The sequence below is a fragment of the Sphingomonas sp. Tas61C01 genome, assembly GCF_052567495.1.
Map to the genome: position 1 here is coordinate 1,780,753 of NZ_CP199583.1, position 12,764 is coordinate 1,793,516.

Annotated in this window: 10 protein-coding genes; 5 read left to right on the forward strand and 5 right to left on the reverse strand. The window is 66.0% G+C overall.

The window, feature by feature from the left end:
• Positions 1-2: 2 nt before the first annotated feature.
• A complete protein-coding gene (locus ACT009_RS08375; RefSeq protein ID WP_445193877.1) occupies positions 3-1,505 on the reverse strand; it encodes a tryptophan halogenase family protein in 1,503 nt (500 codons plus the stop codon).
• Positions 1,506-1,747: 242 nt separating this feature from the next.
• Between ACT009_RS08375 and ACT009_RS08380 the strand changes: the two genes are divergently transcribed.
• Together ACT009_RS08380 and ACT009_RS08385 are read left to right on the forward strand one after the other, a co-directional pair.
• Positions 1,748-5,230 (forward strand): TonB-dependent receptor, encoded by a 3,483-nt coding sequence (locus tag ACT009_RS08380; RefSeq protein WP_445193878.1) that lies wholly within the window; start codon positions 1,748-1,750, stop codon positions 5,228-5,230.
• A gap of 193 nt (positions 5,231-5,423) precedes the next feature.
• Entirely contained in the window at positions 5,424-6,335 is a 912-nt protein-coding gene (locus ACT009_RS08385; protein ID WP_445193879.1) for a helix-turn-helix domain-containing protein, read from the forward strand.
• 72 nt (positions 6,336-6,407) lie between these two features.
• On the opposite strand, the gene ACT009_RS08390 is transcribed toward ACT009_RS08385, so the two are convergent.
• The 4 genes from ACT009_RS08390 to ACT009_RS08405 all read right to left on the reverse strand — a co-directional run bounded on the left by ACT009_RS08390 (position 6,408) and on the right by ACT009_RS08405 (position 10,366).
• The gene (locus tag ACT009_RS08390; protein ID WP_445193880.1) at positions 6,408-6,764 is read right to left on the reverse strand and encodes a low molecular weight protein tyrosine phosphatase family protein; all 357 of its coding nucleotides are present in this window, start codon (positions 6,762-6,764) and stop codon (positions 6,408-6,410) included.
• 8 nt (positions 6,765-6,772) lie between these two features.
• Positions 6,773-7,465, reverse strand: a complete 693-nt coding sequence (locus tag ACT009_RS08395; protein ID WP_445193881.1) for a phytanoyl-CoA dioxygenase family protein — start codon at positions 7,463-7,465, stop codon at positions 6,773-6,775.
• A gap of 164 nt (positions 7,466-7,629) precedes the next feature.
• A complete protein-coding gene (locus ACT009_RS08400; protein ID WP_445193882.1) occupies positions 7,630-8,985 on the reverse strand; it encodes a sensor histidine kinase in 1,356 nt (451 codons plus the stop codon).
• Entirely contained in the window at positions 8,975-10,366 is a 1,392-nt protein-coding gene (locus ACT009_RS08405) for a sigma-54-dependent transcriptional regulator (protein WP_445193883.1), read from the reverse strand. The genes ACT009_RS08400 and ACT009_RS08405 overlap by 11 nt, the downstream gene beginning before the upstream one ends.
• A 119-nt stretch (positions 10,367-10,485) precedes the next feature.
• Here ACT009_RS08405 and ACT009_RS08410 point away from each other — a divergent pair, with 119 nt between their 5' ends.
• From ACT009_RS08410 to ACT009_RS08420, 3 genes are read left to right on the forward strand one after another with little or no spacing between them, the layout of a single operon-like run.
• Positions 10,486-10,737, forward strand: a complete 252-nt coding sequence (locus ACT009_RS08410) for a hypothetical protein (protein ID WP_445193884.1) — start codon at positions 10,486-10,488, stop codon at positions 10,735-10,737.
• 59 nt (positions 10,738-10,796) lie between these two features.
• Positions 10,797-12,056, forward strand: a complete 1,260-nt coding sequence (locus ACT009_RS08415; protein ID WP_445193885.1) for an efflux RND transporter periplasmic adaptor subunit — start codon at positions 10,797-10,799, stop codon at positions 12,054-12,056.
• A 2-nt stretch (positions 12,057-12,058) separates the two neighbouring features.
• Positions 12,059-12,739 (forward strand): ABC transporter ATP-binding protein, encoded by a 681-nt coding sequence (locus tag ACT009_RS08420; protein ID WP_445194047.1) that lies wholly within the window; start codon positions 12,059-12,061, stop codon positions 12,737-12,739.
• Positions 12,740-12,764 lie beyond the last annotated feature (25 nt).

A 12,764-nucleotide genomic window follows, 5' to 3' on the forward strand; every position in this document is an offset into this window, starting at 1 on the left:
CGTTATGCTGCGGTGGGTGGCGGGAAGATGTCGGCATGCGCGGGCAGCCCCACGACCGCGCGCCTCACCGCCTCGCGCAGGTGCGGGAGCGCGGTGGCGAGCCGATCCTCGTCGAGCGCATCGACCACCGGATCATAGCCCTGAGGCACGATGCCCTGCCCCAGCATCACTGCGACCCAGCTCGGGATCGAGAAGAGTTCGTCGTCGTAGCGGAAGATCCGGCCCTTCTCGCGGAACAGCGCGATCTTCGCGGCCAGCGTGTCCGGCACCGCCATCGACGCCATGTCGCTCCAGAATGGCGAATCGCTCCGCTCGGTCGCGTGGTAATGGAGGATGATGAAGTCGCGGATCGATTCGTAGGCATCGCCCATCAGGCTGTTGTACTGGTCCCGCTCGACCGCGCTGAAGCGGCGATCGGGGAACAGCGCGAACAGCTTAGAGATCCCCTCCTGGATCAGGTGGATGCTGGTCGATTCGAGCGGCTCCAGGAAGCCGCCGGCCAGCCCGAGCGCGACGACGTTGCCCTCCCACAACCGCGCGCGCCGCCCCGCCGCGAACGACAGCCGCCGCGGCGCGGCGATCGGCGACTCCTCCAGCCGCCCGAGCAGCAGCCGTTCCGCCTCGTCGTCGTCGAAATAGTCGCTGGCATAGACGATGCCGTTGCCGGTGCGGTGCTGCAGCGGAATACGCCATTGCCAGCCTGCGCGATGCGCGGTCGAGCGGGTGAACGGCGGCAGCGACGCGGCGCGCGCGCTCGGCACCGCGATTGCGCGGTCGCACCGCAGCCATTTAGCATAGCTTTCGAACGGCACCTGCATCGTCTCGCCGAGCAGCAGGCTGCGAAACCCCGAGCAATCGACGAACAGGTCGCCCTCGACCTGCCGACCATCCTCCAGTCGCAGCCGCGCGACATGCCCGGTGCCGGCATCGCGATCGACCCCGACGACGCGTCCCTCGACGCGCTCCACCCCGCTCGCTTCCGCCCGTCGCCGCAAGAAGGCTGCGTAGAGTCCGGCATCGAAATGATAGGCATAGGAAAGACCGGAGAGCGACGACGCCGGATCGCCGCTCGGCCGCGCGAACCGGCCGAGCGCCGCCGCTACCGTCGACGGCGAATAGCCGCCGAGATCGCCGACGCCGCCACGCGCCTGCAGCTTCAGCCAGATCTGGTGGAAGTTCAGCCCCTCGATCGATCGGCCATGCGTACCGAACGGGTGGAAATAGCGGTCAGCGCCGGTCCGCCAGCCGACGAATTCGATGCCGAGTTTGTAGGTGCCGTTGGTCGCGCGGATGAATTCGTCCTCGTCGATCCCCAGCATCCGATTAAAGCCGAGCACCGGCGGTATCGTCGCCTCCCCGACGCCGATCGTGCCGATCTCGTCCGATTCCACCAAGGTGATCGAGCGTTCCCCGTCGAGCAGGAACCGCGCCGCCGCCGCGCCCATCATCCACCCGGCGGTGCCGCCACCGACGATCACGACATGGCGCACGGGCAATTGGTTCACGAAGCGCCTCCGTCGATCGTCACGGCGACCGGAATGGGCCGGGACAGCGGGCCGCGGCAAGCCTGATCCGCCGATCACGGCATTCGGCAATACCACTGCAATGCCACGCTTCTTCTTCACTGATTTAAATAAAGCAACTTGTCATATTTCGCTTGAGCGTCGCACGGGGCGTCGATATGCATGTGCATCAACATCGAGACTCTCCGGAAACGGGAGAGCTCTTCAGGACGGGGAGTACAAAAATGCAACGAGTTGCACCGATAGCCGCGCGTCGCCCGACGATGCACAATCTCACGCTGACCGCATCCGTGATCGCCCTCACCCTCGCTGCGCAACCCGCGGTGGCGCAGGTTGCCGATGGCCAGTCCGCGGGCGCTGGCGCTATCAAACCGTCAGTATCCGGCGCCACCGAGATCCCGGCGCAGACCCAGACCGATCAGTCGCCCGTCACCGCCAGCGACATCGACACCCCCGCCGCCGACGGTGGCACGGACATCGTCATCACCGGGATCCGCCAGTCGCTCGCCAACGCGCAGTCGATCAAGCGCAACGCCGACACCGTGGTGGACGCGATCAGCGCCGAGGACATCGGCGCGCTGCCCGATCGCTCGATCAACGAAGCGCTCCAGCGCGTGCCCGGCGTCGCGATCACCCGCTTCGCCTCCGCCTCCGACGCGCAGCATTTCTCGGTCGAGGGCTCCAGCGTCCAGATCCGCGGCCTCACCTATTCGCGCGGCGAATTCAACGGCCGCGACGCCTTCGCGGTCAGCTCGGGTCGCGAGATCGGCTATAACGACGTTCCCGCCGAGCTCGCCGGCTCGGTCGAGGTTTTCAAGAACCTCACCGCCGACATGATCGAAGGCGGCATTTCGGGCACCGTCAGCATCAACACGCGCAAGCCGTTCGATTCCAAGAAGACCCTGCTCTATCTGTCGGGCGGCGTCAGCTATGGGGACTTCGCGCGCCAATCGGCCCCGCAGATCGCCGGCCTGTTCAGCAAGCAGTGGGACACGAGCGGCGGCAGCCGTTTCGGGCTCCTCGTCGGCGGCAGCTATTTCCAGCAATATAGCCGTGCCGATTCGATTTTTTCCTCGGGTTTTCTGCCGCGCTTCAACGCGCCGGACGACGGGGTCGACGGCTATGCGGTCAACGGCGACTATCAGGGGTCGCAATATGACGGCGTCACCTGCGACGGCAACAACCCGAACGAAGGCCGCCTGATCAACGCCGGTCAGCCTTACCAGCTGCGCGTCTGCGACAGCTTCCCGACTCCGAGCGGCTTCAACACCGTCTACACGCCGAGCGGCGCCGGCGTCCGGCAGCAGTATTTCGATACCAAGCGCAGCAGCGTCACCGCGTCGGCGCAGTTCGAATCGTCCGATCAGCGGCTGCTGGTGACCGCGCAATATCTGCGGGCCCAGTCGGAAACCGCGTGGACCGATCGCTCGCTCGAGTCGTCGGTCTACTACAACGACATCGGCAACACCTTCCCGGCGGGCTTCATCAACCAGGCCGGATACCCCTACAATCCGAACGCGAACTACAATTTCGACAAGAACGGCGTGTTCAGCAGCGGCACGATCATCCGCCGCAACAATCGCCAGGCGCACAACGTGCCCGCGTCGCAGGCCTGCGTCATCCCGAACGACGGCTTCCCCTACACGTCGACCTATTGCGATTACCCGCAGTTCGTGAATCCGGGTGGCCTCAACACCGTACTGACCAACCGCTTCAACGACGGCAAAACCAAGACTCAGGACTTCGCGCTCAACCTGAAGTTCGCGCCGACCGACAATCTACACCTGAACTTCGACGGGCAGTATGTGAAGTCGAGCTCGCGCAGCACCGACGACATCGTCGACACCAACACCTTCTCCGACGTCTCGCTCGATATCAGCGGCGACATGCCCAGGATCTCGTTCGAGACCCCGGGCTTCGATCCGCAGAACTACTTCGCCCAGCCGAACAACGTCTTCTACAACGATTCGTACAACAACCGCGCGATCAACGACGGCGATGAATATGCCTTCCGCGGCGACATCCAGTATGATTTCGCGGACGACAGCTTCCTACGCTCGGTCCGTGCCGGCGGGCGTTGGGCGAAGCGGTCGCAGACCGTGCGCACCAACGACTACAACAATTGGGGATCGCTGTCGGCGACCTGGACCGACGAGGGTCCGTCGTTCGTCGGCGCGACGCCGGGAGCCGCCCAGCCCTATAATTTCGGCGACTTCTTCCGCGGCGGCGCGTCGCCGCCCACCGGGCTGTATCTGACCGACGCGGTGATCAAGGATCACGAGGCGTTGTCGGCGCTGCTGCGCGGCGTCCGCGATCCGCTCAACGGCTTCAACTACACGCCGCTCGAGGATCGCGGCGGCGCCGTCGTCAACGGGCAAACCACCCAGAACCCGAATCTGATCGACGGCTATTTCTTCGCCAACGAGATCTACAAGAATTCGGAAGAGACGCTGGCCGGGTATGCTCGCGCCGATTTCGGCCACAATTTCGGCAACGGCATGAGCCTCGCCGGCAATATCGGCATCCGCTACATCCGTACCCGCGACGTCTCGACCGGCGCCACCAACTTCCCGCAGCCGACCCAGGTGCTGCCGAGCGGGTTCGCCAACTTCGCGGCCTATTGCGATCAGCAGACCCGGCCGCGCAACGACGGCACGGTGCCGACCGGATCGCAGATCCCCGCGCTTTGCCGCCCTGGCGTCTCGGCCGCGCAGCAGGCGTCCGCGCTGGCCTTCGCCAACGGCGCATCGATCCCCAACGATGCCGATAGCAAGTTCGGCAACTGGCTGCCGAGCTTCAACGTCAGGCTGAACATCACCCCGACCGTCCTCGCCCGCTTCGCGGCGTCGAAGGCGATCACCCGCCCGAATTTCGGCGACCTGCGCAACTTCGTATCGCTGGGCTTCAACGGCGCCAACGGCGTCTTCGAGGCGCGTGCGACCAACCCCTATCTGCGTCCGATCAAGGCGGACCAGCTCGACGCCACCGCTGAATGGTATTTCGCCAAGGTCGGCCAACTCACCGGCACGTTGTTCTACAAGCACCTCACCAATGTCATCGTCGACAATAGCGGCTTCGTACGCGACTTCGCCAACAACGGTTCGTCCTATGCACTCGCGCTAACCGGGCCGGCCAATGCCAGCGGCTCGACCAACGTGAAGGGCGCGGAATTCTCCTACCAGCAGACCTACGAGTTCCTGCCCGGTCCCCTGTCGGGTCTCGGCATGCAGGCGACCTACACCTTCATCGACGCGGGCAACGTCCGCGCGACCCCGCCCGCCTTCCGCGCCTCGGCCGATCCGACCGCGAACGAAGGCGACGGCAACCAGCCGCCGATCGACATTACCGGGCTCTACGACAACCTGCCGCTGGCGCAGCTGTCCAAGCACAATTTCAACTTGTCGGCCTTCTACGACAAATACGGCATCTACGCCCGGATCGCGTACAGCTGGCGCTCCAAATACCTGCTCAACAACCGCGATTCGATCTTCCCGTACCTGCCGGTCTACAGCGACCCCACCGGGCAGACCGACGCGTCGCTGTTCTATACGGTCAACCAGAACTTCAAGATCGGTATCCAAGCCAACAACCTGCTCGATACGACGACGAAGACCCGGTTCCTGCTTAACAGCGACGGCCTCACCGCGCCGCGCACCTACTTCAAGAGCGACCGTCAGTTCCAGCTGAGCGTCCGCCTCACCTATTAAGTCCACCCCCCTGTCGGGCCGGCCGTCGCGCCGGCCCGATCTTTTCTTCATCGGGCACCGATCGTTGCGCGACCGCGAGCACAGCGACGATGTCAGCCCCCCCACCGCCAGCCTATGCGCAACCGGCATTCGCGTCTAAGTGACCACCGGCTCGCATCGAGGTTCCGGATTGTCGACGAACGAACATGCCTCCATGCGCTTGGCCGAGCAGAGCCTGCCGGGCGGCGGCGTCGCGCGCTATGAGCGGCCGGCGGAGACGATCCGCGACATGATCACCGGCTATCATTTCTACCGCGCACCCCGCGGACAGGCGCGGTCCGACTGGTTCCTGCCGGGCACCGCGAACATCAGGATCTCCTGGTACAACAAGCCGATCGCGGTCACGATCGGGGAGCGGCGCTTTGATCCGCTGCCCCAGGCGGCACTGTTCGGGCCGACCAGCCAGGCGATCCACGCCCGTACCCGCGGCGGCTTCATGGTCGGCATCGGCGTCAGCGCGCTCGGCTGGTCGCGGCTGTTCCGGCAATCGGCGGACGACGTTGCCGACACGATCGTCCCACTGCAGGAGATGTGGCCCGCCGAGGATGCCGACGCGCTCTGCCGGCTGCTGCAAGGGCACGACGTCGACCAGCCCGTCGCGCCGCTGCTCGACGCCTTCCTGCTCCCGCGGCTGACGATGCCGCACCGCGACGAGGCGCTGATCGCGACGCTGGCGCGGCTGATCGTCGACGCGGACGTCGTCCATGTCCGCGACATCGCCGGGGCGATGACGATCGACGAGAGCCGCCTCCGTCGCCTCGCCTATCGCCATTTCGGCTTCTCGCCGCGCATGCTGCTGCGCCGGACGCGGTTCCTGCGATCGATCATTCCCGTCAGCCGCGACGCCGCCGCCCCCGCCTCGCATGCCATCGCCGAAAACTATTTCGACCAGTCGCACTTCATCCGCGAAGCCCGCCGCGTCCTCGGCATGACCCCGGTCCGGTTCGCCGAGCTGGAAAAGCCCTTCCTCACCGCCAGCCTCGCGCTGCGCCCCAAGGTGCTCGGCGCCGACACCCAGGCGCTCCAGCCGATCGGCCTGCCGAAACGGCCGATCGCACCGCGCTGATCGATGGGTGACGTTCTAAGGAGCCCGGATGCAATATTGGCGCCACGATGGAGACAAAAACGGGCACTCAGATCATTGTGACGTTTCGATCGCAGGCAGGTGGCGGCTTACCTTGATCTCCAGTAGCCGGATCAGTTCGGGCTCCATGAAGTCGTAGTCGTCCGGTATGTCTAGGCAGATCACGCGCCTGCCCCCGAGAGCCGCCCGGAAGCGCCGCTGCAGCTTATTGCGGTGCGCCTTTTGCATGACGAAGATCACGTCGGCCCACGCAACCAGCTCGGCTGTGAGCGGGTTGTCGGCGTCGTGGTTGGTCCCGGCAGAGTCCACCTCCAAGTGCTTCCGGCGCGAGAACACCTGCTCAGCGGTGGGGCTGCGTAGCCTGTTCTGGCTGCAAACGAACAGCACCGTCTGAATGCGGGGGCGCCTCAATTCTGGCCCTACACACCGCGCCAGGTGAGTGGACCTGGCGTCGCATCGGCCGAGAAATCGACCTGGAGGACGCGGCGCCGCCGCGGTGGATCGGCGGCAAGCGAGGCGTGGATGATCGACGTCGCGTACAGCCAAACGTCGCCGCGCTCGGCGAGACATAGCCGCTGGCCGAACGTCGCCACCACGCGCTCGATCTCGGCCTCGGGCAGGCGGCCGAGCCTGTGCGAGCCGGGCACGATGCGCAGGGGCGCGTTGCGCTCGTCAACAGCATCCAAATGGACGCGCAGCGTCACCATGCCCTCGAGGATCTCGAAAGGCGGTTCCACCTGGATCAGCCCGGACTTGACCGTCCACGGCCCGTACCCGCCCGCGTCTATTCGCTCCTTGACCACGATCGTACGGTCTTGGTGCCACCCGAGAGCCCAGTTCCGCTCCGCGTTTTTATCGAACAGGATCGCACGTACGGGGCGAGCCCGGTCTCCGAGTACGGACACTGCGATTGCGCCGATCGGTCCCGCGTGATTGAGGAAGGGCTGCAACTGCCTCCCTTCCCGGATTCGCACACCCGGTCTGCTCTTCGGCAGCGCGGCCAAGGCAGCCTCGAGGCGACCGCACGCAGCTTCGTCGAGAGCTTGCGCGAACAGCTCGGCTCCATGATTGTCGAAGGTAAGGTCAGCGGAGCGGCAGACGGTTGCGAGCATGAGGCTGAGGCTAGCCCGACCTGCTCTCGGCGTCGAGGCAGACGTGGAAGTAGTCATTCGCGGCGCCTTCCGCCCACTTTTGAAGCCGCCATTGGTGCATTGGTTCGAGTAGTAGCTCGAGAGCGTCGGCGCCCGAGCCACTCAATTAGCTCTACAAGTTCGGTTCAAAGAGCTTCGGGAAGTGTGACGCTGCCAGCAGAAAACGGCCCGAGGAACAGCCGTATCGCCGCACCGCGCAGGTCGCTGTCCCCGACCTCGATTCGCCAGCCATGCGCCACCGCGATCTGGCGCGCAATGTTGAGGCCGATGCCGGTGCCGCCGGATCGGGTCGTGAAGAACGGCAGGAACACGTCGTGCCGCACGGCGGCAGGAACCCCCGGGCCATTGTCCTCGACAGCGATCACCAGTCCGTCGATCGGATGATCGCGCATCGACAGGCGCACCCGCGGGTTCTGGACGTCCAGCGTCGCCTGCGCGGCGTTGCGCAGCAGGTTGATCAGCATCTGCGCTAACAGGTCCGGGTCGGCGATCACCATCAGGCCGGCGTCCACCGCCACTTCTAACGCATGTTCGATCCACTCGACACGGAATAGCCGCTCGAGCTCGGCGGCGAACGGTGCTCCGGCGAAGCTTCTCGGGCGCGGCTCGGGGAGACGCGCGACCATACGATAGCTGTCGATGAACCTCCGCATCCCCTCGGCCCGGCGCGCCAGCGTCACCACCGCGAGCCTTGCATCGTCGAGGTCGGGATCCTCCTCGCCCAGCAACACCGCGGTCGTGCCCGCCAGTGATGTAACGGGGGTCAGCGAATTGAGGATCTCGTGGGTCAGCACCCGTACCAGATCGGTCTGCGTGGTCAGCTCCGCCGCATCGAGCGCTCCCTGCACCGGCTCGATCGCGAGCACCCGCACCGGCACCCCGAGCCGCGCCACCACACCCGCGCGCACGATCGCGCGCTGCGTCCCACCCGCAAGGTGCAGCGGCACGACGGCCTGCGTAGACGCGCCCGCGCGCGACAGGCAGGCGAGCAGCCCATCGCCATAGACCGCGTAGTCACCGACCCTCACCCCGTCGTGGCGGTTGAACAGCAGCCGTGCCGCCTTGTTCGCAGGTGTGACGCAATCCCGCGCGTCAACCGTCAGCAGCGCGACTGGCAGGTCGTCGATCAGCGCCTCGCAAAAGCGAAGTTCCTCGGTCATCTTCCCGCGTTCGAGCTGGAGATCGCGCATCGCGGCACTCAGCGCCTCGGCCAAGGCCGCGAAGCCGGAGCCGCCCCGCGCATCGAAGCGCATGACGAAATCCTCATGGCGCAGCCCTTCCACGAAACGCGCGAGCATCAGGTTGGTACGTCCGACATGGCGGACCAGCCCGACCACCATGCCGACGCTTGCCAGCAACGCTAGCAAGGTTGCCGCCGCCATCCGACCCGTGCTCGCCGCGAGCGTCAACGCGACCAGCGCCGCTGCCAGTCCGCCGACCCAGCCCGCCAGTGCCCGGGCGAAGCCTCGATCAGAGCCCATGCTTCTCCATCCGGCGGTACAGCGCGGCGCGCGACAGGCCGAGCTCGCCCGCGGCCGCCGAGATGTTGTACGCGTGCTTGCGCAGGGCCTCCTCCACCAGCCGCCGTTCGACCCGATCGAGGTTCAGATCCTCGGTCCGTCCCGAGACCACCGCTTCAGATGCGATGTGCCGCGTCGCGGGCGCCAGCGCGAAATCCGCTGGGGTGAGCGGCTGATCGCTGCTCAGGATCACCGCCCGCTCGATGGCATGCCGCAACGCGCGTACGTTGCCCGGCCAATCGTGCGCCACCAGCGCATCGAGCGCCCCAGCGGTCAGCGCCGGCACCTCGCGTTTGTAGCGGGAGGCGTAAAGGGCGAGGTAATGATCGATCAGCGAGGGGATGTCGCCGCGCCGCTCGCGCAGCGTCGGCAAGTCGATTTCGACGGTGTTGAGCCGGAACAGCAGATCCTGCCGGAAGTGGCGCGGATCGCGCAGCATCTCGGGCGTCATGTTGGTCGCGGCAATGACCCGGATGTTGACCGCCACCGCGCGGTTGGCGCCGACCGGAGTCACCACCCGCTGCTCCAATACGGTGAGCAGCTTGGGTTGCAGCGCGAGCGGCAGGTTGCCGATCTCGTCGAGGAACAGCGTGCCGCCGTCCGCCGCCTGTATGCGGCCGATCCGGTCGGCGCGCGCATCGGTGAACGCGCCCTTCATATGGCCGAACAGCTCGGAATCGATCAGCTCGGTCGAGATCGCGCCCAGGTCGACTGTGATCATCGGCTTGCCGGCGCGCAGCGAATGGCGGTGCAGGTCGCGCGCGACCAGCTCCTTGCCCGTTCCGTTGTCGCCCAGCACCAGCACGTTCGCATCGGTCGGCCCCGCCCGCGCGATCAGCGAATGGACGCGCGCCATCGATGGGGCGCTGCCGATCAGCGGCGTTTCGCCGCTGGCTTGTGCATTGACGGCAGCGCTGCCGCGCGGCGGCGCCACGGTTCGCCGCGACCCGCTCAGCGCCGCCGCCGTCCGCATCGTGCTGATCAGGCGTTCGTTGCTCCACGGCTTCGACACGAAATCCGTCGCGCCGCGCTTCATCGCCTCGACCGCGACGTTCACCCCGGCATGTGCGGTGATCATCACGACGATCAGCTGCGGATCGGCCGCCAGCAGCCGCGCGAGCAGCCCTAGTCCCTCCGCCGCATCGGTCGCCCCCCGTGCGAAGTTGGCGTCGAGCAACAACACGTCCGGCTGCCGCTGCGCAAGCAGCGCCACCGCGTCGTCGGGGCGCGACAGCGTGACGACCTCCCGGAACAGACCACGCAGCAGCAACCGCGCAGCCACCAGGATATCCTCGTCGTCATCAACAACGACCGCCAGTTTGAATTCCGCGTCCTTGGTCATCTGATCGAATCCGTACAGCCAGCGTGCGGAACCGGACAAACAATTATCGTGCCAACGGCCGCGAATGGCGGACGCTCCCGCAATCCGGCAACTGGCACGCTCGATGCAGTGCAGTTCGCATGACCCGCCATGCCACGAGGACCGAAATGGAGCGCCCCCCGATCAGCCGTACCCCGTTGCCGCTCATGCTGCTGCTCGGCTGCTGGCTCGTCTCCCTCTATATACCCCTGGCACCGGCCCGCGACTGGCACCTCAGCGTACAGGTGGCGCAGGTCCATGTGTCGTTCGGCACCGCTGCCGCTCCTGTCCGAAACCGGACGTTCCTGTTCGAAGTCGGACAGTCGGTCATCGCATTCGGTCTGGCGCGGTGACGGTGCAGCTGCTGCAACATCCCCACGGCGCGTCCCAGCGTCCGCCGAGCGGCAGCGGGATGGACCGCGTGGTGGAGACGCGGCGCTGGCCCAGAACGTGGGTCCTGGCCGCCGCTGCCGGGTTGCTGATCGCCCTCCTCCTGCTCTTCTGGAGCTATGCACCGCGCGAGGGCTCGCAGACCATCGCCACCGATCGGCTGACCATCTCCCTGGTACGCGACGGCACGTTCGAGGATTTTATCCCGCTACGTGCCCGCGTGACCCCGCTTCTGACCGTATATCTCGACGCGATCGAGGGCGGGCGTGTTGAGAAAGTGCTGGTCGAGGACGGCGCGATGCTCGCCAAGGATCAGCCGATTGTCGAGCTGTCGAACGCCGAGCTCCAGCTTTCCACGCTCGCACGGCAGACCGAGGTTGAGCAGCAGATCAACAACATGCGATCGCAGGAGCTGGCGCTGTCGCAAACCCGGCTGTCCAACGAGCGCGCGATCCTCGAAGCCGGGCTCGCGCTCCAGAAGATGCGGCTGCAATATAACCGCGAGGCACCGCTGGCGAACCGCGGCTTCGTGACCGGCAAGCAGTTCGCCGACACCACCGCGCAACTCGGTTACGAACAGGCCCGCCTCGCCGCCCTGCGTCGCAGCCAGACCAACGACGAACGGCTGCAATCGAGCCAATTGACGCAGCAGCGCGCTTCGATGGGATCGATGCAGTCCGGGCTCGCGATCGCCCGCGCCAATCTCGATGCGCTGAAGCTGCGCGCTCCCGTAGCCGGGCAGTTGTCGGGCTTCAACCTCCAGGTCGGGGAATCGCTGTCGCGCGGCCAGCGCATCGGCCAGATCGACAGCCCCGGCCGTAACAAGCTGATGGCCGGTATCGACGAATTCTATCTCGGCCGCGTCCAGCTCGGACAGAAATCGTCGGTCGACTGGAACGGCAAGACCTATGCGGCGAAGGTCACCAAGATCTACCCGCAGGTCCAGAACGGCCAATTCCAGGTCGATTTTCAGTTCATCGGCGCCGAACCCGCCGACATCCAGCGCGGCCAGACCCTCCAGGCGCGGCTGACGCTCGGAGATCCGGCGCCTGCACGGATCATCCCCAACGGCGCCTTCTACAACGAAAGCGGCGGCGCCTTCGTCTTCGTCGTTGCGCCCGACGGCAAGTCCGCGGTGAAGCGCACCGTCCGCCTCGGCCGGCGCAACGCGACCGCCATTGAGGTGCTCGACGGGCTCGATCCGGGCGAGCGGGTCATCACCTCCCCCTATACCGGGTTCGCCGACAAGGACCGGCTCTACCTATCCACGGCAAAGGAATGACAATGCTAGAAATGCGTGCGCTGTCCCGCGTCTACCGGGCCGATATGGTCGAAACGACCGCCCTGGACGCGATCGACCTGCATATCGCGGAGGGCGAGTTCGTCGCGATTATGGGCCCGTCGGGGTGCGGCAAATCGACCCTGCTCAACCTGATGGGCATGCTCGATCTGCCGAGCAGCGGCTCCTACGTCTTCGCGGGCCAGGAGGTCGCCAATCTGCCCGAGGCGAAGCTCGCCAACGTTCGCAAGGCAAGCATCGGCTTCATCTTCCAGAGCTTCAACCTGGTCGACGAACTCACCGTGCGCGAGAATGTCGAACTCGCCCTGCTCTACCACGACGTGCCCGCCGCGGAGCGTCGGCGGCGAACCGAGGAGGTGATGGATCGCGTTGGCATCGCGCACCGTGCGCGCCATCGTCCCAGTCAATTGTCGGGCGGGCAGCAGCAGCGCGTCGCGGTTGCCCGCGCGCTGGTCGCCGCGCCCAAGCTGATCCTCGCCGACGAACCGACCGGCAATCTGGACACCAATCACGGCGAGGAGGTGATGCGCATGCTCCAGACGCTGAACGCACAGGGCTCGACCATCGTGATGGTCACCCATTCGCCGGCTCATGCCGATTATGCGAACCGCGTGGTCAACATGCTGGACGGTCGCATTCTCCATGAGCGCCTTCGCGCCGCCTGACCCTTAGTTCCCGGAGCTCTCCCCA

Coding starts and splice junctions, on each gene's coding strand:
- ACT009_RS08380 (WP_445193878.1), top strand. CDS start 1,748: ATGCAACGAGTTGCACCGATAGCCGCGCGTCGCCCGACGATGCACAAT.
- ACT009_RS08385 (WP_445193879.1), top strand. CDS start 5,424: ATGCGCTTGGCCGAGCAGAGCCTGCCGGGCGGCGGCGTCGCGCGCTAT.
- ACT009_RS08395 (WP_445193881.1), bottom strand. CDS start 7,465: ATGCTCGCAACCGTCTGCCGCTCCGCTGACCTTACCTTCGACAATCAT.
- ACT009_RS08400 (WP_445193882.1), bottom strand. CDS start 8,985: ATGGGCTCTGATCGAGGCTTCGCCCGGGCACTGGCGGGCTGGGTCGGC.
- ACT009_RS08405 (WP_445193883.1), bottom strand. CDS start 10,366: ATGACCAAGGACGCGGAATTCAAACTGGCGGTCGTTGTTGATGACGAC.
- ACT009_RS08410 (WP_445193884.1), top strand. CDS start 10,486: ATGACCCGCCATGCCACGAGGACCGAAATGGAGCGCCCCCCGATCAGC.
- ACT009_RS08415 (WP_445193885.1), top strand. CDS start 10,797: ATGGACCGCGTGGTGGAGACGCGGCGCTGGCCCAGAACGTGGGTCCTG.
- ACT009_RS08420 (WP_445194047.1), top strand. CDS start 12,059: ATGCTAGAAATGCGTGCGCTGTCCCGCGTCTACCGGGCCGATATGGTC.